The organism is Streptomyces sp. ISL-43 (assembly GCF_018614195.1).
GTDB lineage: Bacteria > Actinomycetota > Actinomycetes > Streptomycetales > Streptomycetaceae > Streptomyces.
In genome coordinates, this window is sequence record NZ_JAGGOT010000003.1 from 1 (window position 1) to 24,375 (window position 24,375).

General features: G+C 70.6%; 18 protein-coding genes. 15 read left to right on the forward strand and 3 right to left on the reverse strand.

The features are described 5' to 3' along the window. The coding region (locus J7F03_RS02735; RefSeq protein WP_214947001.1) for a helicase associated domain-containing protein at positions 1-2,049 on the forward strand (2,049 nt) is incomplete at its 5' end. Positions 2,050-2,554: 505 nt separating this feature from the next. Here J7F03_RS02735 and J7F03_RS02740 read toward each other — a convergent pair. Next, positions 2,555-2,866, reverse strand: a complete 312-nt coding sequence (locus J7F03_RS02740; protein ID WP_251071325.1) for a hypothetical protein — start codon at positions 2,864-2,866, stop codon at positions 2,555-2,557. A gap of 142 nt (positions 2,867-3,008) precedes the next feature. Here J7F03_RS02740 and J7F03_RS02745 point away from each other — a divergent pair, with 142 nt between their 5' ends. Further along, on the forward strand, positions 3,009-3,449 hold the full coding sequence (locus J7F03_RS02745) for a hypothetical protein (protein WP_214947002.1): 441 nt from the start codon (positions 3,009-3,011) through the stop codon (positions 3,447-3,449). A gap of 1,873 nt (positions 3,450-5,322) precedes the next feature. On the opposite strand, the gene J7F03_RS02750 is transcribed toward J7F03_RS02745, so the two are convergent. Further along, positions 5,323-6,705: a replication-relaxation family protein gene (locus tag J7F03_RS02750; protein ID WP_214947003.1), complete on the reverse strand. Its 1,383-nt coding sequence runs from the start codon at positions 6,703-6,705 to the stop codon at positions 5,323-5,325. Between the two features lie 417 nt (positions 6,706-7,122). Between J7F03_RS02750 and J7F03_RS02755 the strand changes: the two genes are divergently transcribed. The 9 genes from J7F03_RS02755 to J7F03_RS02795 all read left to right on the forward strand — a co-directional run bounded on the left by J7F03_RS02755 (position 7,123) and on the right by J7F03_RS02795 (position 18,440). Beyond that, the gene (locus J7F03_RS02755) at positions 7,123-8,772 is read left to right on the forward strand and encodes a DUF2637 domain-containing protein (protein WP_214947004.1); all 1,650 of its coding nucleotides are present in this window, start codon (positions 7,123-7,125) and stop codon (positions 8,770-8,772) included. 501 nt (positions 8,773-9,273) lie between these two features. Then, positions 9,274-10,179 (forward strand): hypothetical protein, encoded by a 906-nt coding sequence (locus tag J7F03_RS02760; RefSeq protein ID WP_214947005.1) that lies wholly within the window; start codon positions 9,274-9,276, stop codon positions 10,177-10,179. Positions 10,180-10,218: 39 nt separating this feature from the next. Continuing rightward, positions 10,219-10,485 (forward strand): hypothetical protein, encoded by a 267-nt coding sequence (locus J7F03_RS02765; RefSeq protein WP_214947006.1) that lies wholly within the window; start codon positions 10,219-10,221, stop codon positions 10,483-10,485. Further along, a complete protein-coding gene (locus J7F03_RS02770) occupies positions 10,482-11,537 on the forward strand; it encodes a conjugal transfer protein (RefSeq protein WP_214947007.1) in 1,056 nt (351 codons plus the stop codon). The genes J7F03_RS02765 and J7F03_RS02770 overlap by 4 nt, the downstream gene beginning before the upstream one ends. Before the next feature lie 22 nt (positions 11,538-11,559). After that, positions 11,560-11,838: a hypothetical protein gene (locus J7F03_RS02775; protein WP_214947008.1), complete on the forward strand. Its 279-nt coding sequence runs from the start codon at positions 11,560-11,562 to the stop codon at positions 11,836-11,838. Further along, entirely contained in the window at positions 11,835-12,440 is a 606-nt protein-coding gene (locus tag J7F03_RS02780; protein ID WP_214947009.1) for a hypothetical protein, read from the forward strand. Before J7F03_RS02775 ends, J7F03_RS02780 begins: the two co-directional genes overlap by 4 nt. Continuing rightward, positions 12,440-14,989: an ATP-binding protein gene (locus tag J7F03_RS02785; protein ID WP_214947010.1), complete on the forward strand. Its 2,550-nt coding sequence runs from the start codon at positions 12,440-12,442 to the stop codon at positions 14,987-14,989. Before J7F03_RS02780 ends, J7F03_RS02785 begins: the two co-directional genes overlap by 1 nt. After that, on the forward strand, positions 14,986-17,295 hold the full coding sequence (locus tag J7F03_RS02790) for a hypothetical protein (RefSeq protein ID WP_251071326.1): 2,310 nt from the start codon (positions 14,986-14,988) through the stop codon (positions 17,293-17,295). Before J7F03_RS02785 ends, J7F03_RS02790 begins: the two co-directional genes overlap by 4 nt. Beyond that, complete coding sequence (locus J7F03_RS02795; RefSeq protein ID WP_308378961.1) at positions 17,292-18,440, forward strand: NlpC/P60 family protein; 1,149 nt, start codon at positions 17,292-17,294, stop codon at positions 18,438-18,440. The genes J7F03_RS02790 and J7F03_RS02795 overlap by 4 nt, the downstream gene beginning before the upstream one ends. A 21-nt stretch (positions 18,441-18,461) precedes the next feature. Here the strand turns inward: J7F03_RS02795 and J7F03_RS02800 are convergent, their stop codons facing one another. Beyond that, on the reverse strand, positions 18,462-18,704 hold the full coding sequence (locus tag J7F03_RS02800; protein WP_214947011.1) for a hypothetical protein: 243 nt from the start codon (positions 18,702-18,704) through the stop codon (positions 18,462-18,464). Between the two features lie 363 nt (positions 18,705-19,067). Between J7F03_RS02800 and J7F03_RS02805 the strand changes: the two genes are divergently transcribed. The 4 genes from J7F03_RS02805 to J7F03_RS02820 all read left to right on the forward strand — a co-directional run bounded on the left by J7F03_RS02805 (position 19,068) and on the right by J7F03_RS02820 (position 24,286). Further along, entirely contained in the window at positions 19,068-19,538 is a 471-nt protein-coding gene (locus tag J7F03_RS02805) for a hypothetical protein (RefSeq protein ID WP_214947012.1), read from the forward strand. After that, a complete protein-coding gene (locus tag J7F03_RS02810) occupies positions 19,535-21,679 on the forward strand; it encodes an ATP/GTP-binding protein (RefSeq protein ID WP_214947013.1) in 2,145 nt (714 codons plus the stop codon). Before J7F03_RS02805 ends, J7F03_RS02810 begins: the two co-directional genes overlap by 4 nt. Positions 21,680-21,729: 50 nt before the next feature. Beyond that, positions 21,730-22,092, forward strand: a complete 363-nt coding sequence (locus tag J7F03_RS02815) for a hypothetical protein (RefSeq protein WP_214947014.1) — start codon at positions 21,730-21,732, stop codon at positions 22,090-22,092. Positions 22,093-22,813: 721 nt separating this feature from the next. Further along, positions 22,814-24,286 (forward strand): hypothetical protein, encoded by a 1,473-nt coding sequence (locus J7F03_RS02820; RefSeq protein ID WP_214947015.1) that lies wholly within the window; start codon positions 22,814-22,816, stop codon positions 24,284-24,286. Positions 24,287-24,375: the final 89 nt, after the last annotated feature.

Below are 24,375 nucleotides of genomic sequence, written 5' to 3' on the forward strand. Positions count from 1 at the left end.
CGGATCGGGAAGCCGTGGGCGGTCATCCACGACAACGCCCGGATCCCGGCGCTGCGCCGGCTGTACATGACGGCCACGCCCCGGATGTGGCAGCTCGGCGACGAGGACGAAGCCGTGGCGCCCGGCGAGCTCGTCGCGAGCATGGACGACGACCCTAACGGGCCTTTCGGCAGCCGGTGCTTCACCCTGTCCCTCTCCGAGGCCATCGACCGGGGCATCTGCGCGCCGTACCAGGTCGTCTGCGTGGACGTCACCGACAGCGCGCTCCAGGCCGCGCAGCTCCTGGGCGCCGAGAGCCGGTCCAACGAGGTCCGCGGGGCACGCCTCGCTGCCCTGCAGACCGCGCTGGTGAAGGCATCGGCGGAGGAGGGCTTCCGGCGCACGCTGGTCTTCCACCATGTGGTGAAGGAGGCCGAGGCGTTCGCGGCCGGCCTCCCGGAGGTCGCCACGCAGTTGCACGCCAGCGACCGCGAGCTGTACCCGGCCACGATCTGGGCGGACTGGTTGTGCGGGGAGCACAAGCCGCTGCACCGACGCCGTGTCCTCGCGGAGTTCGCCGAGGGGATGGCCACGGACGGCACCGTCGTGGAGAAGGGGTACCTAGGCTCCGTGAAGGTCCTGGGTGAAGGTGTCGACACCAAAAGCTGCGACTCCGTGTACTGGGCCGACGTTCGCGGCTCCATGCCCGACCTCGTCCAAGCCGTGGGGCGAGCCCTGCGGATGCAGCCGGGCGAGGGGAAGACGGCCTCGCTCGTGGTACCGATCCTCCTCGGGCCCGGCGAGACGGCGGACAACATGCTCACCAGCCGCGCGTACGGGGGCCTCGCCAAACTCCTCGAAGCGCTCCGGGCCCACGACGCACGGATCGTGGAGACCCTCGCCGAGCAACAGGTCCCGAGCCGCTACACGCCCGTCAGCAAGGACGGCAGCAGCCCCGGCGGCAACGGGGCCGGGCATGGCTCCGGAGAGGTCAGTGCCCCCGCCAAGGCCCTGCTGAAGTTCTCCACGCCGCGCGACCCGGCCGCGCTCGCCGCCTTCATCAACCTGCGCGTCCTCAACCCCGAACACGAGCACTGGCGGCGCGGGGTGGAGGCCGCCGTCATCTACGCCCGCTCCCACGGCGACCTGCGCGTCCCGTTCACGTTCCGTGTGCCGGCCGCCGAAGAGGCGGAGAAGGCCGGCTGGCCGGCCTCGCTGGCGAACTTTCCGCTCGGGCAGTGGACCGCCGACGCCCGCCGCTTCTACAACCGCGGCGACATGGACCCAGAGCGCGTCGACCAGCTGGAGAAGCTCGGGATGGTCTGGTCCCACGCCGACGTCGCCTGGGCCGAGGGCCTGGCGGCCGCGCGCGGGTGGGCGGCCGAGCACGGGCACCTCCTGGCTCCGCTGGACGCCGCCTTCCAGGGCGCGGCGGTGGGGATCTGGCTGAAGAACGCCCGGGTCGCCGCGCGGAAGGCCCGCGAGATCGAGCAGCAGCGTGCCGAGGGACTACCGGTGGAATCGTCGGCCGGAGCGATGACGAGGAAGCGGCGCGAGCAGCTGGAGGAGATCGACCCCTCGTGGTGCCCGGTGTGGCCGGTGACCTGGCAGCGCTGCTTCCACCTCGTCCGCCTCCACCTGGACGCTGGCGAGACCCTGCCGACCACGCCGGGTGAGGTCGTGCGCCAGGGCGAGGACCTCGGCCGGTGGGTCACCACGGTCCGGCACGGGTGGGACCAGCTCGCCGGGGTCCAGCAGTGGATGTGCGAGCAGATCCTCGGCATCGAGCCCGCGACCGAGGACGAGAAGCCGAAGCCGCGCACCAGCCAGGCGGACAAGTGGGTGATGCACTACGCCGCCGCGGCCCAGTTCTTCGCGCGCGAGGGTCATCTGACGGTTCCCCGCAAACACGTCGAGACCATCACCCTCGGCGGCGGCGATGGTGGCCAGGCTCAGCGGGACGTCCCGCTGAAGCTCGGGACGTGGGTCGACAACCAGCGCCGCCGGGCCGCCATGCTGACGCCGGAGCGGGTGGAGCAGCTGTCCAAGGTCGGGATGAGGTGGGCCTAGCTGACTGGGCGGCCGGGTTCGGCCAAGCTGCGCACGGGTGGGGCCGGACAGCGTGTGTTGTCCGGCCCCACCCGTGTGACCAACCTCAGTCGTACGTTCCTGCGTGTCAGACCGCACGAAAGACTTCAGCCGACACGGCTGTGACCTGCGCACGGAATCTTCCTTGCGCCTACCCGTCAGACTTCGGCTAACGAGGCGGGCATTTCAGTTCTCTGTCATGGCTTCGTTCGGCGCGCTCTTCTTGCCATTGCGAGCGGCCGCTGACGCCTGCGGGCTCCACCACAGCGATCGGTCAAGGTCAGGGTCGGCCGGATCGAGGACCCATGTTGAACTGGCTTTTCCCGTCATTCCCGGGGTGCCCATCTGTGGGCCGCTCCCTCGTGCTTGCTGCTCGTTCACAAAAGATCTCCCCTGCTCGACTGAAATGTTCGGTGCGCTATGACCTACTGAAGACTCTCATGCGCTACTGAAGCGTTCGATGCTGTCCGACGCTGCGGGTGGGGAGCTACGCGGTGTTGCGAGCGCGCTTAGCTGCGTTCTGTCGATCGCGCCGGGCCTGGGCGGCGGCGGGGTCAGCAATCTCCTGAACTGTGGTTCGGTGGAGGCTGGCCACGGTGGACATGGCCTTCTGGTCGCCGTGGTTCTCCTCGGCGGCGATGCGCTTGATCAGGTCATCCCGTCGTGCCTCGGCCTCGCGTACGTCCTCGGCGAGGTTCCAGAGTTCGCGCAGGTCGGGACGTTCTTTGATGAGTGCCGCCACTTCAGGCGGCGGGGTGCGTCGGGTGGTGGGCGAGCGGCCGGCCTTCGTGGTGTTCATGGCGGGAGTATGACATCTGCGCTGGAGTCTCCGACAGGTTCCGACTACGGAAAGCCGGAGACTCCGACTTGCAAATGTCGGAGTCTCCGACCTATAGTGATGTCAACGCCGCGAAGAACACACCGACCCAGGGGAGAACAACATGAACGCCACCACGGCCGAGCACGTCGCCCGTATCCAGACCTCGGTCATCTGCGTGTGCGGCGCCCGGACGGCCGGAACCCTCGTCATCCGCGACGGCGGCGACACCACCGAGGCCCTGATCCCCGCCTGCGCCCACGACGTTGACGGCCCCGTACGGCTCCTCGGCGCGCACGGTCAGCCTCGCCCGCTCCCGTCCGACGAACGGGCCTACTGGGTCCAGATGTCTGACCGGGTGGAGGACCCCGAGCGCCCCGGGGAGCGCGTTACCCGCGTCGTGTGCGCGGACGTCGCCTATGACGCCAGGGACATCGGTGGGACCTACGTGGTGCGGCGGGTGTTCGGCGGTGAGCACGTCATCACCACCGAGGGGTACGCCGAGATGGTCGCGGCCATCCGCGCCCACCGTTACGGCGTGGAGCTGGACCGCCGCTCCGCCTGACCACCGCCAGTCGCCACGGGCCCGGCTGACTCCCCCGGCCGGGCCCGGCCCCTATACCGCCACAACTCGAAAGACAACGACATGAGCAGCAGCACCACGGCCCGCCGCATCACCATCAAGCAGCGCCAGACGGAGATGATCGAAGCCGTCACCCGCGGTGAGGTCTACAACGTGGCGATGGAGCGCGGCCCCTGGGTCGTCTACGGCCTGGAGGGTGAGCGTCTCGGGGGTGCTGGCTGGTACGACTGGGACACGTCCCGCGTCCACGCGGAGATTCGCCGCATCATTCGGGGCGACCTGGACGAACGTGCCACCCGCCCCTCCGAGGAAGACCTCGAGGCGGGCGCCTCCCGCGTCTTGGCTGAGGTTCGGGCCGAGCTGGCCGCCATCCGCGCCGAGGTCGAAGCGGAAGTGGCCGCCGATCGTGAGCGGGAGTTGGCCGAGGCGACGGCGCAGGCCCTGGGCTGGACGGAGCGTCACCTGGAGGCCGTCCAGTTCGCCACCCAGCAGCCCATCCATGTTGAGGCCGACGCCTACCGGCGCTCGCCGGGCGGCCGTCGCATCTCCGCTGAGCTGGTCACCACCCTGGCCGCCGCCGGTTTTCTGGTCGAGGCCGACGGCCTGGTGAGGGCCACCGGCGATGGAGTCACCGCGGTGCGCCGCATCCTGGCCGCCGGCACGCCGCTGGTCACCTTGGAGGAATGGCGCGCTCACTCCAAGCGCGTGAATCGCGCTCTAGCCCACGGCAAGACAGCTCACCTGCTCCCCTGCCTCCCCGGTGGCGCCGAGGCAGGCCGCCGTGCCGCAGCGTCCCGCGCCCAGTGGGCTGAGTACGAACGCCTGGCCGCCGTCCGGCACGCCGAGGCCGTCGCCATCCAGGCCCGCGCCGAGGCCGCACGCCAGCAGGAGCTGGCCGAGGAGAGCGCGGCCGCCGACGCAGCCAGGGAGCAGCTGGTGAAGGAGCAGATGTACGGGTGCGGGTCCTGCCCGGACTCCTGGGTCCTGGCCGCCCGGTGCGGCCTGTGCCGCTCGGCGTTCGCCCCGGCCCCGTACGTCCCCGCCGCTGAGGACCAGGATGTGGTCCTGGACGACGTTGCCGAGGAGTTCGCGGAGCAGGCCGCACACGACGCAGCCCGGATGCCGGTCCGCCGTGCGGCCGTGCGGGCCGAGGTCTCCCGCCACGCCGTGGTCGGCGGCCGCGGCCTCGCACGCATCACGTTCCCGGCTACCAGGGCGCACCGAGCGCGGGAGCAGCGGGCCGTGGTGCTGGAGCTGGCCACCTTGTTCGGCGTGCAGACCTCCACGCCGCGCCGGCTGCTGGCCGACGGCACGCATTCCGGTGTCGAGCTGTGGCGCCAGGTCGACGTCTCGGGCACGTCACGGGCGGTGGAGCGGCTGCTGGCCGCGCGGCTCCCGGTCCTGGACGGCCTGGAACGTCTGGCGACCCGCGCCGCCCGCCGCCTGGGCATGTGGCGGCGATCCCTGCTGGCGGTCCTGGGCGGCCACCTGGACACCCTGACACCAGACCAGCGGGCCGAGCGGGCGCGGAAGTTCCGTACCGAGATCCTGCAGGCCCTCACCGGGTTCATGCGGGCCGGCGCCGCGGACGGATGTGCGGGCCGCCCTGTGGGACCAGGTCGACGCGGTGGCCGCCGAGGTCTGGACGGCCGGACCGGTGGACCCGTGGACGATGGCCGCCGAGCACGCGCCGACCCCGGCCCCGGCCCCGGTGGCGGAAGCGGCCACGCCCCTCCAGCCGGTACCTCTGGTGTCCGTCGACCGCCCAGCCCCGGCCGTGGCGCTGGCCGCGTGACCCGCCCCGCCACCTCCGATATTGCGCAGGCTTACCCAGGGTCGCCTTGGGCTTACCCAGTCAGGGTCGCAGGCGTGACAGGAGCCCACGCCCTTTGTGCTCGGCTGCGGCCTCCTTCGTCTGGTTCTTCTCGGCTACGCCGTGGAGCCGGTTGTTGGCCAGGGTGTCCTTGCAGTCGTCGCAGAGCGTCGGGTGCGGTTCTGCCTCGGTGTCCCAGCCCTGGGCGTTGACGCGGCGCCAGCGTGCATCGGTGAACTTCGCCCCGCACTCCGTGCAGCTGGGCCGCTCTCTTTCCCTGGCCGCGGCCCGCTCCGCCAGCTCGCGCTGGCGCTCGGCCTCGCGGGCTCCGTCGTCGGCATTCCGCCGGGCCTCGGCTTTTGCCTCTGCAGCCACCTGGCGCGGGTTGCCGACGGCGGCCAAGAGTGGCTGGAGTCCGGTGCGGCCGAAGCGCCAGAACACCTCACCGGCTGGGCCGTGCTCGCGGAGCAGGTCCAGGGTGGTGGCCACGATGGGGATCTTCCCGTCATAGGTGTGGTGGTCACGCTGGGGGTGGCCCTGCCAGTGCTGGCGGGTGAGTTCGGCAAGTTGCCGCATGGTGTTCTGTGCGTTTCGGGGGCCGATCTGGTTGAACACCAGCAGGACGGGCGGGTGGAGGGTCTCTCCGTGGCGGTCGGAGGGGGCGGACCAGCGGGTGCGCCACATCGCCTTCTCGCGGCCGTCGGTGTCCTTGATTCTGCGCCGCAGGAACCGCATGTACTTGTCGAACTTGGCAGCGATCTCCTGCGCGGTCTCGAAGCAGTTGTCGACCTCGATGAACATCAGCGGGATCCCGTCTTCGCTGGCGACGAGGACGATGTCGGCCTGGGCGCCGCCCTTACCCGCGGTGGACCATGTACCGGTCGAGGGGAGCGGCACCTCCGTAGCGTAGGAGCCGATGGAGCCGATCCCGGGCGGACCCGCCACCTCGCGCTCGGCAGCGGCGACCGCGTCGGCCGGCTCCCCGTCCAGCAAGCCCAGGTCGGGCTTGGGGCGAATCAGCGCGAGGACTGCTTCGTTGACCGCCATCGGGTGCGAGGCCCCGGTACGTCCCGCGCCCCGGGCGATCCCGCCCATCGCGTCCATCGGCCGGCCCAGTTCGACCGCGGCGGCCTCCAGTCCCATCGGAGTGAGGCCGCGCAGCGTCTCGTTGTCCTTGGTGGAGCCGCCATCCAAGACGAGCCCGTGCTTGCGCAGGTCCGCGAGCGCCGCGCGATGCGAGGCCGTCCGCGCTTCCTTGCGTTTGGCTTCGGTCTCCTTGCTGGTGTGCCGGTAGGTCAAGTGCGGCAGCGCGAGGCGCTGGATCTGATCGGCCGTGGCCACCTTGAGCACGCCCAGGACACGCAGGACGTCCGCGCGCAGCGGATTCGTTGACCTGCCCGGGTTCAACTTCCTCTTGCCAGCCATCAGCCACGCCTCCCTGTACTGCCACCTGGCCTGTCCTGCGGACGTCGGCCCCCGCACCCCGCTGATCTCCTCTCCAACCAGCAACGAAGGTCGAGAAGAAGGGGTGTGACGAAGCAATTCTGCACCGGATGTGGGGGGTGACCAGCGGAAATACGGATCGGGCAGAATTGGGCACGTAAGTGGCAACGGAAGTAACAACGTAAGTGCCCACGGAAGTGAGCCAGGCAGGCTTACCCAACCGGGACGAGACCTCGGCCGCACCTGTTCGTCGTCACTGGCCTCATTCGATCTTCGGTCGAGGTGCTGGGAAGTCCGGGCAGCTCTCGCCAAGCCCGTGAGAGTGTGAAGCCTGCTCAGGAAGGGCCTGGTGAGGGAGGGGTGAACGCCGAAGTGACCGCGGGGAGGAAGACGACGCCGATGCAGCTGACTCGTACGCACCGGATATTGATCGGTGTCGTGGTCGCCGGAGCCGTCGTCATCGCCGGAATTGGCTTCGCGGGCTCGTACTCCGCCGTGCGCGCGCTCGCGATGCAGAAGGGCTTCGGCAGCTTCTCGCTCGTCTTCCCGATCGGCATCGACGCCGGCATCTGCGTCCTGCTGGCGCTGGACCTGCTGCTGACGTGGATTCGGATCCCGTTCCCGCTGCTGCGCCAGACGGCGTGGCTGCTGACGGCGGCGACGATCGCCTTCAACGGCGCGGCAGCCTGGCCCGACCCCCTCGGGGTCGGCATGCACGCCGTGATCCCGATCCTCTTCGTGGTCACCGTGGAGGCCGCCCGGCACGCGGTGGGGCGGATCGCGGACATCACCGCGGACCGGCACATGGAGGGCGTCCGCATCACGCGGTGGCTCCTCTCCCCCGTCCCCACCTTCAAGCTGTGGCGCCGGATGAAGCTGTGGGAGCTGCGCTCCTACGAACAGGCCGTCGGCATGGAACAGGACCGCCTGATCTACCAGGCCCGCCTCCAGGCCCGCTACGGCCGCTTCTGGCGCCGCAAGGCCCCGGTCGGCGCACTCATGCCGCTGCGCCTGGCCCGGATCGGCGTCCCCCTGGCCCAGACCGCCCCCGAGGGGCTGGCGGCGGCGGGCATCGACCCGCTGCTCCTGCCCCCGGCGGCGGCCGTCGCTGCTCTTCCCTTGTCGGCCCAGGCGACTGCAACTCCAGCCCTGCCAGTGGGAGAACCCGCGCTCGAGGAGCAGCCCCATCGCCTGGAACCGCAGTTGCAGCCCGAGGCCCAGCCCGCCCTCGCCGAGGTAGCCACCGTCCCGGATCCCGTCGCCGCAGAGCCGGCGGCCGCGCTGGGACACAACAGCGGCTCGTTCGCGGTGGCTGGCGCGCCTCAGGTTGTCTACGAGGGCAGCTACGCCCCCTACGCAATGGAGAGCCAAGAGCAGCCGGGAGGTTCCTTCGAGGCGTACCGTCCGTTCGTCGCTGCCACCGGCGCGTTCCCAGCGGATGAGCAGCAGCCGTACGAGGAGTACCCGGCGCAGGGGCAGCTGATCGAGCCCGAGCTTACCGATCCGGGCGAGCCCGCGTCCGATGGCCGGCTCCAGGCCCTGGTCGTCGATGAGCGCCAGGCCGCCGTGGGACCCCACCCGTTCTTCGGGCCGCCCGCTGTGCAGACCGCCTTGGTGCAACCGGTGGAGGCTGAGCCGGACCCGCGCGAGCCGGCGCCGACCGCCGCCTCGGCGGCCGAGGGCGCCGGCGGGGAAGTTGGACTGCAGACCACACTTGATGTCCCGGCGGCGAGGGCGGCCGAGGCGCACCTGGGCGAGCCGGCCGTGTGGGAGGCATCGGTCACTGATGGCGGAGGGGTGGCCGCGCGGCTGCCTGAGCAGCAGACTGCCGAGCCGGATCTGGATCCTGTTCAGCTACAGATCGTGACCGTTGCGGGCTGGTTGGCCGAGGCCGAGGAAGCCGGGCAGAAGCTCGCCGGTGCGGAAGTCGCCCGCCGGCTCGGGCTGTCCCCGAAGACCGGGCAGCGGCGCGTGAGTGCCGCGAGCCAGTACCTCGAAGACCAGCGACGACAACAGGGCCGCTCACATCTCCGGTCGGTCAGCAGCTGACGGTCGACGTCCCGCACGTAACCGATAGCCAGGCCGCACTCATCGGCCATCGGTCACCGCATCGGTCACCGGCGTCCAGTAGTCGATCACCGGTCACCATCGCGGTCCACATCCTTGAGTCCGTGACCGATCGCTGGATAACCGGTGACCGGTGCGATGACCGTGACCGACCGGGATGTGACCGACCCCAGTGGCCGTGACCGATGGCCGATCCGGGCCTCATCGGTCACCGGTCATGACCGATGACCGCGCATCGGTCACCGCCGGGATCGGTCACATGGACCCGCCTCGCGGCCAGGCTTACCCGACCCCTCGGAGGGCTTACCCAACCGGGCCCGACGAGGCATACCCAACCCCCCAAGAGGCTTACCCAATCGACCGCAGGGGGCTTACCCATTGAATGGGTAAGCCCCCTGCCTGCGGTTTTGGCCTGTTGGGTAAGCCTTTGGGTAAGCCTCGGTGAGGAGAGTTCACGGCACGACATCCGAAAGGAGACGTGCCGTGCTCGACGTACTGCACCCCGCCCGCACCGCCGGCGGGATCTTTGACCGCCTGGACACCGAGTGGGAAGCGCTGTGCGCCGACACCGCCGTCCAGGCTGCGGTGACCGACTGGCTGGTGACCGATCAGCTGGCCGACGGCATCGCTGCCGTGACCGATGCGGTGACCGATTCCTGGGTGCGGGCCCTTGGCCCCGCTCAGCTGCTTGCCGCCCTCCGCCCCCGTGACGGCCGTCTGTCCGACGAGTTGACCGATGCGGTCCTGCGGGCCCTGCTGCGCCGTGCGGCTGGCCGTGACCGATCGGCCACCCTGGCCGCGCGCATCATCGTGCAGGCGATGATCCCGGCCATCGTCCGGATGGCGCGCGGCAAGGTCCGCCCCTTCGGCGGCCGCTCCTTCGAGAACGTCGCGCACACGGCGGTGGCCGCGCTCTTCGAAGTCGCGTCCTCCGGCCGCATCCACACCCGTCCCGGCCGACCCGCCGCGAACCTCGCCTTGGACACGCTGCGTCACCTATGCGCCGAGCTCGCCGCCGACCGAGAAGAGCTCGGCGAGGACCTGGCCGTCGCCGAGGACTTGCCCGACAGCGAGTCAGGCCCGGCCGAGATCGCCGAAGCGTGGGCTGTGGACGCCGCAGCAGCCGCCGCTGACCTCCGCCCCGTCGGGACCGTCAACGAGGGAGAGATCAGCCAAGCCCGCCTGGAACTGCTCGGCCTCGTCCTGGACGCGATGGAGGCCGGGACTCTCTCGCCCGCCGACGGGCGCGCCATCGCCTGGCACTACGCCGCCGAGCCGGTCCCGGACACGACAGCTGCGGTCCACGCCGGAACGTCCCCTGCCGCATGGTGCCGCCGGCGCTCGCGCGCCGTGGCCGCCCTCAAGTCATCGCTGCAGCCCGCTGCCTGACCGCAGCACCACATACCCGAAGACCCCAGGAGGAATCTCATGCCCGCCACTACGGCCAAGATCCCGTTGGACGCCGACGAAGAGAAGGTGACCCGCGCGCAGCGGCTGCTGATCGGTCTCGGCGCCGCGCTCGTCCATCAGCCCTTCGACACCGCCACCCACGACAAGCTCCGCGTCTTCCTGACCGATGAGGCTGCCTCCGTGCTGGCCTCGCTCCAGGTACTGCGGCAGCGCCCCGAGGCGGAGCTGCGTGCGCGGATCGACGAGCTCGCCGGCCACCGCCTCCACGCCGGGGGTGCGGCATGAAGCTGCTCCAGCGCGAGACGGACGAGTACCGGGTTGACGCAGAGGTTCCCGAACCCGGATACCCGGGTGGGTGGTCAACCGGTGCCCGGGCCAACGCCTCCACTCTGGTCCGCTGGGCGGCCTGGGCCCTGCTCCTGTGCGGTCCCCTGATCGGCACGGCCGCTTACGTGTCGGCTTCGGCGCCCGCCCAGGCCGTCCAGCCGAAGACGCCTCCCGGCACGGGCGCCCCTGCAGGCTCCCAGGGAGCGGCCGGTTTCGCCACGCTCTACCTTGACGCGTTCCTGCGCGCCGGGGACGGCGACCAGGCCAAGCTCGCCGCCTACTACCCGCCCGCGGCCCAGCTTCGGATGGAAGGACAGCCCGGGCGGCGCCGCGGTGAGCAGCTGACCGTCGTCCGGCTGCGTCAGAGCGAGCGGGACGTGTGGTCGGTGACGGTGGCCGCCCGGATCACCGAATCCAGCCCCGCCCTTGTGCCCTCGCCCGACGGTGCCCGCCGTGATGTGAAGGCGGAGGCGCGTGCGGCGTCGGCTGCGGCCGTCCACTACTTCCAGATCGCGGTTGCCACCGCGCCGGCCGAGTCGGGTGCGACGGGGTACATCGCGCTGGGGCTGCCGGCGGAAGTCGGGGCGCCCGCGCGCATCGAAGCTCCGAAGCTGGCGTACGGGCCGTCGCACCCGGCGTTGCCGAGTGACCCGCGCACGCTCGCGGTCACCGAGTTCCTGCGTGCCTACCTCACCCAGGCCGGGCCGCTGGACCGCTACCTCTCCCCCGGCACCCGCCTGACCCCGATTGTCCCAACCCCGTACGTGGGCCTGGCCGTCGACCAGATCGCCGTCGAGGGCGAGGCGGGTGAGGCCGCGGTCACCGCGGTGCCGGGTGATGGAACCCGGCTTCGGGTCCTGGTCGAACTGCGGGGGACCGGCCATGACGGCATCCGGGTGCCGCTGTCGTACGCGCTGAGCCTCACCGCGCGGGCGGGGCGCTGGGAGATCGCCTCCCTGGACGCCGCCCCCGCCCGCTCGGCTCCGCCCTCCGTCGCTCCCTCCTCCTGAACTCGTGAAAGAGGTCTTCGTCATGAATGACACCGTCACCCTCGCCGCCGGCTGGATCAGCACCGGCTGGGGCATGGGCGCCGACATCAAGAAGCTGATCTTCATCATCCTCATCCCCTGCCTGTGCGGCCTGTTCGTGGTCGCCGTCGGCTGGAAGACCAAGGCACCCGGGCCGACCATCGTGGCCTGCATCCTGGGCGCTGTGGTGTGGGGGCTGTCCGCGAGCATGGGCACCCTGCAGGGCAAGGTCACCGAGGACATCACCACGTACAACGGCACCACGATCTCGGGCGACCAGTGACCGGGGCCGGCGGCGACTGGGACCCGGAGCTCATCGGCCGCTGCTACACCAAGGCGCGCCGCTCCCCGCTGGTCTACGGCGTCATCCGGGACGTGCGGGGCGGGCGCGGACTGCGCCTGGCCGGCGGCCCGTACACGATGACGCAGCTCACCGCGATCATCGTCACCGTCGGCCTGCTCGTCATGACCCGCCCCCTTTGGGGTGGGCACGGTGTCGGCGACATCGTCGTCCTGCTCGCCCTGCCCTTCGGCGCCGCGTTCGCGCTGCGCCGCCTTCAGGTCGATGGCCGCAACCCTGCCGCGGCGGCGGCCAGTGTGATCGCGATGCTGGCCGCGCCCCGACGGGGCGTGCTGGGCGGCCGCGCCTACCGGCCGGCGTCAGCCCGCCGCACCAGCTGCCTGCTCACCCTCCCGGGCTGTGCGGGCTCCGGAGCCGAGGCTCCCGTACCGCTCATCGGCCGTCTCCCCGCCACTGCGGCCGCCGCACCAGCCGATGCGGCCAGTACGGCGCCAACTGGTCCGCCTGTGGGTGCGGTGGCCTCCGGAGTCCAGGCGCTCCTCGCCCGCCGAACGGCCCATCCCTCCTCCCTTGTGGAGTCCTGATGCCTCTGCCCATCCGCCACGTGGAACAGAACCTGATCTTCACCACCCACGGCACCGTGTGGGCGGTGTGGCGGGTGGCAGCCACGAACTACTCCCACGCCCCGTCCGTCGCGAAGAAGCGCCGGCTTCAGTCGCTTGAGTCGCTGTTCAAGTCCCTGACCGGTGAACCGATGCTGATGTCGCTGTGCCCGCAGGTCGATCCTGCCGCCGTGGTCCGCGCCATGGTCACCGATGTCGACCTGGCCGCCTCTCCCCGCTACGAGGCGCTCGGGCACACGGTCCTGGACCAGTTGGAGGAGATGGAGCTGACCGGCCGCACCGACTGGCTGGCCATTCCCCTGCCTGCGCTCTCCCGTACCGGTGCGGTCCGCGACGTGTTCTCCGCCGCCGGCGCGGAACTCGCCCTGCAGCTCGGCCTGCTCCCCGCTCCGATCTCGGCTGCCGAGGTACAGCTGCGAGCGGAGCAGGCGCAGCGCATGCAGGCCCAGTGGCCGAGCGGGGTCGCGATGCGGCCCGCGAGTGAGGCGGAGATCCTGTGGATCTACGGGCACAGTGCCCGGCGGGGGCTGCGCGAACCGTTCCTGCCCGACGGCACCGAGCCCGGGATCCGGGGCCGCGGGCGTACCGTCGCGGCGCTCGGCGACGTCCTCCTCGCCGAAGGCGGCGCCGATCTGACCGGTGGCCCCGTCAGGGTTGTGCCGGGCAATCCCTTCCAGCGGCGGTTCCTGCAGGTCTCCAGCGAATGGGGGGACTCCTACCAGACGCTGCTGGCGCTCTCCGAGATGCCCGAGGCGTTCGCTCTGCCCGGAGCGGCGTACCTGCAGCAGCTCGACGATCTCGCCTACCCGGTGGACTGGACGGCCCGCCTGGTCATCACCCCCGGAGCGAAGGCCGAGGCGAAGACCCGCCGCCGAGCCCGGCACCTGAAGTCCCAGGCCGCCGAGTACGAAGGCGATCCCGCCGGCGCTCCGGCTGCGATCGAGAAGAACGTCGAGGACAACGACGAGTTCCGTGAGCGGATCACCGCCAACGCCCGCGAAGTGGAGATCTCCGCCATGGTCACCCTCGCCGTCTGGGGCTCCAGCCCCGACGACGCGCAGGCCCGCGCCGCCGCCCTCGCCTCCGACTTCGGCGCCGGCGACTACACCTTCCGCAGCCCGGTGGGCAAGCAGTCCGACCTGTGGCACGCGATGCTGCCCGGCTGCCGCACCCCCCGCGTGATGCTCGGCTACGCCCAGATCCTCCTCGCCCGCGACTTCGCCATGGCGATGCCCTGGTGCGGCAGCGCGCTGGGGGATGAGCGCGGCGGCCTCCTCGGCCTGCAGATCGCCTCCGGCGGCGCACGCCCCGTCCTCTTCGACGCCACCCGCGGCCCCCGCGAAAACGCATCAGGATCCCTGGCCGCGGTCGGTGAACTCGGCGCCGGCAAATCCATCGTCCTCAAGTCCGCGACCTACGAGGTCCTGGCCCGCGGGCACCGGACCGGCCGCCCCGGATCACGGGGCCGGGCCGTGATCGTGGACCGCACCAGGGACGAGGAGTGGGTCCGCTTCGCCAACGCCTGCCCCGGCACCACGCAGATCGTCCGCATCGACCACAACGCCGCGGTCTCCCTCGACCCGTTGCGTCTCTTCCACCGCCACAGCGTCAAGACCGCGGCCCGGTACACCGAATCGTTCCTGACGCTGCTGCTCGGTATTCGCCCGATGGAACTTGAGGGCGTGGCGCTGTCCGAGGCGGTCGAGGCCGTCCTGGAGCAGCCGTCCCCGTCCATGCGGGCCCTGGTCACCGAGCTGGAGTCACGCGGTGCCCAGGATCCGGCGGCCAGGACGTTGGCCCGCAAGCTGGGCGCCGTCGCCCGTAAGGACCTGGCCCGGGTGGTGTTCGACGAGACGTTGCCCGTCGTCGACACCGCCGGCGCGGACAGCGTCGTGTTCGCCGTGAACGCGCTCGCCCTGCCCAAGAAGAGCGAGCTGGCCTCCGAGCACCGGATCGAGAGGCTGGAGTTCGAGAAGGTCTTGGGGCGGGCCGTGATGTATCTGATCGCCGCGGTCGCCCGCGAGACGGCGATGGCCAGCACGGAGGAGTTCGCCGTCACCGTCTTCGACGAGTGCTGGTGGCTGACGTCGAGCGATGAGGGGCTGGAGCTGCTCCTGGAGCTGCTGCGCGACGGGCGTAAGCGCAACGCGGCCGCCTACCTGGGCTCTCACGACGCGGACGACTTCGGGCCGGCCGACTCGGAGAAGGGCATGATCATTCGCGGTCTGATCCCGCACCGGTTCGTGTTCCGCCAGACCACCGCTTCCCTGGCCGCGCGCGCACTGGAGTTCCTGGGCGTCGACCCCACCGACGCCGACCTCCTGGACCTCGTCACCACCCGGCTCTCCCCCCTGAACCTGCGCGACGAGGAGAAGGCCGCCCGGGCCGGCGAGTGCCTCCACCGCGACCTGCCCGGACGCATCGGCCTCATGAAGGTGGTAATCCCCATGGACGACAAGATCCGGCAGGTTATCCACACCACCCCCGGCGCCCACGGGATGGCGGCATGAAAACCCCCAGAACCTGGCGCTCCCGCCTCCATCTGCTCGGCACTGCCCGGCTGCGCCTGGCACTGCTTGTGGCCGCCTTCGTGGCCACATCCTTCACCCTTCTGACCTCATTGCCCGCCCACGCCGAACCCACCCCTCCCCCCGACCCTGCGGCCACGACCACGGCGCCGCCCGGCTTCCCGCTGAGCCCACTCCAGCCAACAGGAGGCCTGCAGTCGCCCCCCACCCCGGAGGAAATCGCGCAGATCGAGGAGATCATCGCCGACTTCAGCAAGCACGCCTCGAAGGCCATGCAGGACGCGTACCTGGAAGCCGAGCGGGAGCGGATCCGCAAGCTTCTGCCCAACGAGGGCGGCGTCCTGGCGGTTTTCAACGTGACCGATCGCAATGGCATGCCGATCTCGGCGTACACGGTGCGTTCCGACACCGGCGGGCTGACCGACTGGGACCTGGGGATCTACAACCTGATCGCCGAAATCTGCTTCATGATCACGAAGTGGGTCATCGCGTTCTGCTGCTGGCTCGTCCTGCGGGCCCTGTCCTTCGCGCTGGCCAAGCTGCTGCTCATGCCGGCGCTGTCCGTCGCCAACTCCCTGCACGCCCGGGTCATCCTGGAGATGGGCCTGCCCAGCCTGTTCATGGCGGTGTGCGCACTGGTCTGCGTCGCACGGATCTTCTTCGGGGACCGGGCCAAGGGCTGGGGGGACGCCGCGCTCTCCCTGTTGATCGCGGCCCTCACCACCACCCTGCTGGCCTCCCCGCCGCAGGTGCTGCTGGGTGAGCGGGACGGGGCGGTAGCGGTAGTGCGCGGGGTGGCCCTGGAGGTCGCCGCCATCATCCTGGACGCCAGCCCGACCGCGCCCCCGTCGCAGAACAAGGCCGGGGACGAGGCGGACAGCGCGTCGCTGGCCAGGCCGCTCACCGACGCGCTCACCGACGCGTTCATCGTCAAACCGGCGATGCTCATCCAGTACGGGCGCGTCTTCAAAGCGGAATGCGCGACCAAGTACAGCCAGACCAAGCTGTCCCAGCTCGCCTACGACCGCGCGGTGACCGAGCAGACCAACAAGCTCAAGAAGTACAACCACCTGCGCTCCTACATCGACCCCACCGGCGCCGCTGTCACCGACTGGACGACACCCATCGTGCAGAGGTGGGCCGTCGACCACTTCGGCACCTCCCCGATGGAGGAGTTCGAGAAGGACTGTGTCACCGGTGATGCCGGCGCGGCGAAGAGGGCCTCGCTCGACAAAGTCGGCGGCGCCCTGTTCCTACTGGTCGCGGCCCTCATCGTCACCGTGCTGATCTCCGGCCTCGCCGGCAGCTTCCTGGTCGCCCAGTGCCGGATCGCCTGGGACGCGATCCGTGCCGAGCCCGCCCTCATTCTCGGCACGGTCCCCGGCGCCGGCCGCGCCTACCTGTGGGACTGGGCCGCCTCCGTGATGCGCTCGCTGGGGCAGATGCTCGCCAGCGTCATCGCCCTGGCCGTGTTCATCGTCATCGTCCAAGCCGTCCTCGACCCCTCACAGCCGGGCTGGGAACAGGGACTGTCCGATTCCCCAACAGCGGACCCGGGACTCGGGCTGACTCTGCGGTTCCTGATCGTGGACGTCGTGTGCATCGGCGCGGTCATGAAGCGCCGCAAGATCGCGGAACGCTCCAAGCAGGTCTCCCAGAATCTGCGCAGCAAGCTCTCCTCCAGCCGCATCGGCGGAACCCACGGATCGGTCTTCACCAAACCCTCCTCCAACACCATCGCGAAGCGGCCCCGCGTCGCGCAGAGCACGGCCCGTGTACTCGTGCGCAGCGCTCTCGTCGGGGTCGCCCTCGCCAGCGGCAACCCGCTGGCCGCCATGGCCTACGCGATGCCCAAGTCAGTTGGCGCCTCCGTCCTCGCCACCCGCCTCGGCTCCCCCGGTCCCGGCCGCGGACCGGCCCGTGCCCCTGCCCGTCCCGCCGGCCGCCCCCGTCCCGGAAGCCCGCAGCCAACCGGCACCGGTCCCGGGCCCCGCACTCCCCGCACTCCCCGTACAACGCCCGCCGGTCCCGTCGCGCCGAGGACTCCGGCCGTGGCGGCCCCCGCGTCCCCTGCGGTACGGCCGCCACGTCCCAGCCACCGGCCCGGAGCACAGCCCGCCCGCCGCCCACCCTCAGCCACAGCCCCGGCCTCCGCCCGGCCCACAGCGGCGGCGCCGCGTCACCCGCTCCCCACCCCGGCCCCTGCCTCGCCCCGCCAGCGCCAGCTGCGCCAGCGCCTCGACCGCGGTGTACGCCGCACCCCGCCCCCAGGCCCGGGGCAGCCGTGACGAAGAAGCGCAAGGCGTGGCTGGCGGGCGGCAGCGCCCTTATCTCCCTCGCGCTCCTGGTCATAGCGGCGATCGCCGCCCACGTCGCGGGCATCGCCGACGCCGAGGCCCAGACCGCAGCCGGCGCACAGTCCCGCTGCGCAGGCTCCCCTGGACTGGACGCGGACACCGCCCGAATCGTGCAACAGGTCCGTGGCGCCCTCGCCGGAGGCGCCGCCGGAGGCGTCAACGTCGCCGGACTGTCGGCGCCGGGCGAGCAAGTCCCGATGGCACGGGCCATCGTGGCCACCGGGATCCAGATGCGGGTCCCGGCACGCGGGCAGGTCATCGCGCTGGCCACCGCGTTGCAGGAGTCAGGACTGCGCAACCTCGATTACGGCGACCGGGACTCGCTCGGTCTGTTCCAGCAGCGCCCCTCACAGGGCTGGGGCAGCCGGGAGCAGATCCTGGATCCGGTCTACGCCTCCACGAAGTTCTACAAGTCGCTCACCGCGTTGAAGAACTGGGAGTTCATGCCGCTGACCGTCGCGGCGCAGAAGGTCCAGGCGTCCGCGCTCCCCGACGCTTATGCCAAGCACGAACCCCTGGCCACCGCACTGCAGCTGGCCATCGCCCCCACCCTCGGCACCGCCCCCGCCAACCCGGCGCTCCCGGTCGCGGGAATTGTCCCCACTGGATGCCAGGGCGCCGGCGCCCAGGACTGGGGCACGATCCCGCCAGGCACCGTTCCCGCCGGCTACCAGATCCCCGCCACCGCGCCGGTCACGGTTCAGAGCGCGATCCGGTGGGCGCTGGGCCAGCTCGGCACCCCCTACCAGTGGGGCGGCAGCTGCACCAACCCCCACGGCAGCGAGGCGATGGGCCGCTGCGACTGCTCCTCGCTCATGCAGCGCGCATACGGAACCGCGGGAATCGAGCTCAGCCGGACCACCTATACCCAGGTGGGCGAAGGGATGGCGGTACCCGTGAACGCGATCGCGCCCGGCGACCTTGTCTTCAGCCGCGGCAGCGCGTCCGTCCCTGAACATGTGGCCATGGCGATCGGGAGCGGGCTCGCGGTACACGCGCCCAGACCAGGCCGCAATGTGGAGGTAGTCGCTCTCGACACGATCACCGTGCTCGCCGTCCGTCGGCTCACGCCTTGAGAATTGCGGTGCCCACGATGCTCATCGAACACCGTCTGCCGTAGCGGGGGCCTGGCTGAGGCCTTCCAAGGTGGCCTGATGCCGGAAGGTCGTTTCGATCGCGTGGTTCGCGGCGGGGAGGGCGAGGAGCAGGCTGGCAGCCCGCTGGATGAGGATCCCGGCGTCTTCCAGCATGGCCAGGCCCCGCCCGATCTCCTCGTAGTTCACTCCCGCCCCACGCGCGAGCCCGACCGCGACCGTGGCCCCGGAGTGCATCCTCAGCACGAGATCCTCTACAGCCCGACGCCCCGCTCCAGGGTCGCAAGCCAACAGCTGCCCCAATTCGTTTCCCAGCGCTGCCGCTGTGCGCGCCACAGCTCCAGGGCCGTCGGTCCGGTCTTCGCTCATGCCTGAAGAACGACACCGGCTACGCGACGCAACGCGGACGCGGCGGAGCACCTTGCCAAGAAGACCCGAATAACCCTATTCGCGGACCCTCTTGGCAATGAACTGGTAAAGCCTGGAGGGCTGATGTCCGAACGGGGCTTCCAGCCGTACTTGGTCCAGGTGAAGGGACTTTTTCCGAAGCGACCAAGGAGGCCCCGTGAGACGTGGCACCACTACCCGCATCTCTTCTCGGAGTTCGGCATGACAGCCGTAGTGCCGGGCGCCGAGATGCTCTTCACCGCTGTGCACGCCATCGCGGTGTCGGCGCCGTTTCTCGCCACGGCCGTACTGGTGGGCGGTGCCGTGTGGGGCTGGAAGTCGTTCCAGCGCGCGCTGCGCGTCAGGGAGGCGCTCGCGAACCGCACGTGCGTGGAGCTGGTGCCGACCAGCACCTTCGACCCGCAGGCCGGCGAAGTCTCGCGTTGGGCGCACCACCTGGGCCGCGTCGTGGACGCCGCCCAGGCGCCATCGCGCGGCGCGGCCGTCCGGCTGCGGTACTCGGTCGACCCGGACGGCATGATGCGCTGCTTCCTCGAGGGATCCGCTCAAGCGGGCGCCGTGCTGTCGATGCCCGGATTCGCGGAAGTGGAGGTCCGCTTCAACCGTCGCAGCCAGGGCATCGAGCCCGTCCGCTTCCCCGCTCCTCGCCAGCGCGAGGGAGGCTCCCAGTGAGCGCCTCTACGGTCCTCTCCAAGCCCGCGCAGAGCGGTGGTTCCGGCCGGGGGAAGCGTCGGGCGTATGTGGAGCGGGCCGAGCTCGTCCTGGGCCGCTCCGACCACAAGGCGCTCGCCGCGCTCGGGCTGTCGCCGGATCCCCTGCAGCAGCTGGCCGCGGCCCTCGCGGCCGTGCGTGCGAAGGACGGGGAGCGAGCTGACGTCGTCCTGGACCTGGTGCCCGTACGGGACCGCCAGCTGGCCCGGCGCCGGCGGCGTCTCCTTGCCGAGTCCCGCCGCCAGGGTCCCTCCGCGTACGGCGAGCGCCTCACCGGCGGCACGGGTGGAGGCGGCGCCTGGGGGACGTTCATGGCGGCCTGGTCCGGCGGCAAGACCGTTGGCTCCTCGCCTGGTGCGAACCGGCAGATGCCCAGGGTGAGTGATCTCCGCGAGGGGATCGGCAAGTTCGACCCCGCGGCGGGCGCCGTATTCGCCGTTCAGATCCTGCTGCGTACCCAAGCAGCGCACCCGCAGGCGGCGCTCGCCCGGATGCACCAGCTGCTCGCCGTGTTCGCGACCACGAGCGGCGAGAACTACCTCAAGGCCCGCAAGCCTCGCAGCCGGCGCGCGATCGCCGGCTTCGAGCGCCGTTTCGCGACGGGCGAGTTCCGCCCGTACAAGCGGCAGTGGCTCACCGTCCCGGAACTCGCCGGGTTCCTCAAGCCCCCGACCGCGCGGTGCCACGCCTCCAACGTCGTCCGCTCCGGCGGCCTCGTCCCGCCAGCCCCCGCGACGCTGCCCGTCTACACCGGGCAGCCGGGCCTGGTCCCGCTCGGCGCCGTCGTCTTCCCCGACGGGCAAGAGCGGATCGGCGCGGCCCGGGTCGAGGACCTGTTGTTCGGACTCTCGCTGGGCAAGTCCGGGCACGGCAAGACCGAGGCCGCCCTCGTGCAGTGCATCGCACTCGCCCACGCCGGCTACGGCACCTGGTTCCTCGACCCGCACGGCGAGGGCTGGGCCCGCGCGAAGGCCTACCTGGCCCACCCCCGCATCCAGTCGCGGGTGTGGGAGATCAACCTGGCCAAGGTCACCGACGACGACCTGGTCGTCTCCTGGAATCCGCTGTCCATGGAGGGCAAGTCCACCGGCGACGTCCAGGACGTGGTCCGCTCAGTCGTCGAGGGCATCGCCGCAGCGCAGGGCTGGGGCGACAAGGCGCCGCGCGCCCAGACGATCCTCGCCCGCACCGCCCAGGCCCTCGCCCTCCTCAACCTCAAAGCCGTCGAGGACGGGAAGCCGAAGGCTCAGTGCACCCTCTTCCAGATCCGGACGTGGCTGACGGACGACGCGTGGCGTGAGGCGCTCCTGCACAGGCTCCCGGAGAGTGTGCAGGCCTACTGGACGAAGACGTTCACCAAGCTGGGCCCCGAGGCCGTGCCCACCGTCACCTACGCCATCGACCGCCTCGACACCTCACAGTCCCTCCAGGCGTTCTTCGGCAGCCCCCGCTCCGCCTACAACATTCGCACCGCAATGGACACCAACCGGATCGTGTTCGTGTGCCCCTCCGGCAGCGAGTCCGACGCCCTGGTCAGCTGCCTCCTCATCCACGACCTCTACCGCAATGGCCTCGCCCGCCAGGACACCCCCCGCGAGGAGCGCGCCACGTTCTGGGCCTGGGGGGATGAGCTCACCGCCCTGGACAGCAGCAGCAAGGGCTTTCTCGCCGCGATCGCCGAGCAGCTCAGAAAATATGAGATCAGGTTCATCGGCATGACGCAGATGGCGCTGCGGCTGTCCGCGATGACGCGCCAGTCACTGCTGCAGAACCAGAGCCTGCTGGCCACCTGCGCCGCGGACTACGACGAAGCGGCGTTCATCGCCAAGCGGTGGAACGGGCACGTCACGGCGGAGACCATCACCGAACTCCCCAAGTACCACTACCTCATGTCCATCAACCTGAACGGCAAGCCGACCCGCCCCTTCAGGGTCCGCGGACTGCCCGTCGAAGAGATCTTCGCCAAGTACAACAACCCGGACGGCATCCCCGCCCTGGACGAGGCGATCGACACCAACCTCCAGCGCCGGCCCGTCAAGGAAATCCTGGCCGAACTCGAAGGCATGGACGCGGTGATCCTCAAGCACCACAGCAACCTCTAGCCAGCCTTGCCCCGCTTCTACCCAACCCGACCTGAATGAGGGAACCCGCTGTGATACGTCGTCTCTTGGGCCGCATCGCCACCCCGGCCACCGCCCACACCCCCGCGCCCGCCGCCTCAGGAAGCGCCTGCGGCAACGTCAGCGCGATGCTGGCGTTCAACCCCCTGATCACCGAACTCCTCGCCGTCCACTCCCACACCCGCCACCTGCCGGCCCTCGCCGAACAGACGCCCTCCCCTGAGGAATTCCGACTGGTGGCGCGGGCCATCCTCGCCTCGGTTCTGGAGGCGTGGAGCCGCCAGACCGACGGCGAGGGGACCGTCGACGACCTCCTCCTCGAACCCCGCCCGGTCCAGCCCTTCCCCTGGTGGTCCGTGCCGGCAGACACCCGGGAGTACCACCGTGCGCTCTGAGACCTCACGCGCCACCGCAGCCGTCGGTGTGCGCTGCGGCCACGACGGCTGGACGACGCACCGTCAGCAGGGCGGCTTCGACACGCTGGAGAGAGCGATCCAGGGTTTGTACTGGAGTGGTGGGAGGGGCATAGGGTGGGCCTGCGCTGGATTCCGTGTTCACGCAGATACGGACATCAGCCACCTCGTAAACGGCGAAAACCCCAACGGCATCAGGCTGGCCGGCCTGAATCGCGCCACTGGGGCTGAACCGGTGCGAGAAAGCTTCGACCAAAAAGGCCTCGCACAGTGCGAGACCGATGCTTGTCGGAATCGAGGTCTCGCTGCGATGCAGCGTACCCGCAACCGTCCTCCGGGACACAACAGCCACCGCCAGGCCGACGCCGTGTCCACTCCGGCCACCTGGTGGATTTCCCCATGCCCTCCGGCGTGCGGGACCCGTCTGTTCCCCCGTGAGCGGGGCTGGATGACGTAACCCATCTGAGGGGCAGCCCGTCCGCGAGAGCCTCCCCAGGCCTCGCTCAGCTGCCCCGGCCACCGTGCCCGATTTGCCGTCGGACCAGCTGGCCATCTGCCACCGCCATCCCCAGGGCCGTAATCCCTGGTCAGGCGAAGTGTCCGACCTGAAGGCCGGACATTCACTCGGTTCTCCCAGAACCCGAAACACCCGCAAGTGGGGCTTCGTCTTGCCCGAAACGGACTCCCGGCAACGGAGGTAATGATGCACGACGTCCTGGCATGCCGCCATATCGACCCGGCGGCATGCCCCGACGCGTCCGCGCTGTCACAGCCCACGGACATCCCCTTCGACCTCGTCGGTGACGCTTCCGCGCACGAGGTCTCCACGACCGCGTCCCGGCACCTCCGCCAGGCTCGCGACTTCCTTCCTGCTGTCCGCTTCATGGTCGCCGCCGGCTACCACTCCGACGCGGGTCCCTCCACAGTGCGCTTGGCCGAGGTGTTCGCTGCCCGGATGCGGCGCAGCAAGCACGGCCACTTCCCCTTCAGCATCGAAACGGCCCAGCTCGAACTCGGCCTGGGCCGGCGCACAGTCCTCAAGCACGCCCGGGTCCTGCGCGAGCTCGGACTCATCGCCTACATCGAGCACGGGTCCAAGACCAACTCGATGCGCACCCGGCACGGTGACGCCTGGACTCCCGAACACGGCTACCGCGGGACCGCCACGCTCTTCGCCGCCGTCGCCCCTCCCGTGTGGGACGCGGCCATGGGCCGGCGGACCGACGGAACCGGGTACCGCGCCCGTGTCATCGGAGTCACCTGCCGCGGCCGGACCCTGGCTGTCGCCGACGTCCGTCGGCGCACCGCGTCGAAGCCGAATCGAGGAAGACGGTGCACCCCTTCTTCTGTGGTCCCACAGGACCACAGAAACCTGCAGGTAGTGGAGGGTAAGAACTACACCCGCGCTCGCGGGTGCGCTGTGAAGTCCCCCAAGCCCACAAGGCAGAGCAGCTCCCGCCTCACACCCGCACAGTGCGCCCAGGCCATCAGCCTTGCCGAGCAGCTCCAACGCGAGGTCTGGTGGCTGCACCGCAGCTGCGCCCGCCGGCTCGCCCACGCGCTACGCCCGCTGATCCTCCAGGGCTGGAGCTGGCAAGGCCTCGCCGCCGAGCTCCAGACCTGGGGTGTTCCGGGTTATCTTCGCGACCCGTCGGCTTTTGTGCGGTACGAACTCGCACGCCAGCAACGCCTCGGCCGCCTCGGCGACCCCACCGCGCCAACCGTCCGCGACGAGCTCGTCGACGACACAGGGCAGCGGTACACCGACCTCCTCAACGGGCTGGCGGCGTACAGGGCGCCGGTCATAAACAGGTTCAAGGCTGAGGTCGGTCCGCAACTGCGTCAGCGCCTGGCCGAGATCCGGGAAGCGGCCGCCAGGACAAGGCAGATCCCGGCGCCGTACGCTCCGCCAGCCTGGCTGCGTGAACCCGAGGACGCTTTCCTCAGCTCCCTGCCACCGCACGAGGCATACGGGCACCAGCACTCCCCCTGGGAGGTCTACGAGGCCCGGGCCGAGGGGCACGCTCTGCCCCAAGACCGGCAGTTCCATCCGGACGACGAGCAGTGGCTCACTCACTTGAAAGACCAGCTGGACGCGGAACGCGCGTGCGCGGCCCTCCGGGCCGACCTGGAAACCTGGCAGGCCGAACAGGAAGAACAGCCCTACTGGCGATAGTCCCGTTGGCCTGCGCCACCGGCCCAAGGCTGCTGCTGTGGCGCAGGCCAACGGCCGGGCGGCGTTCGCAGAACGCCGCCCGGCCGTTG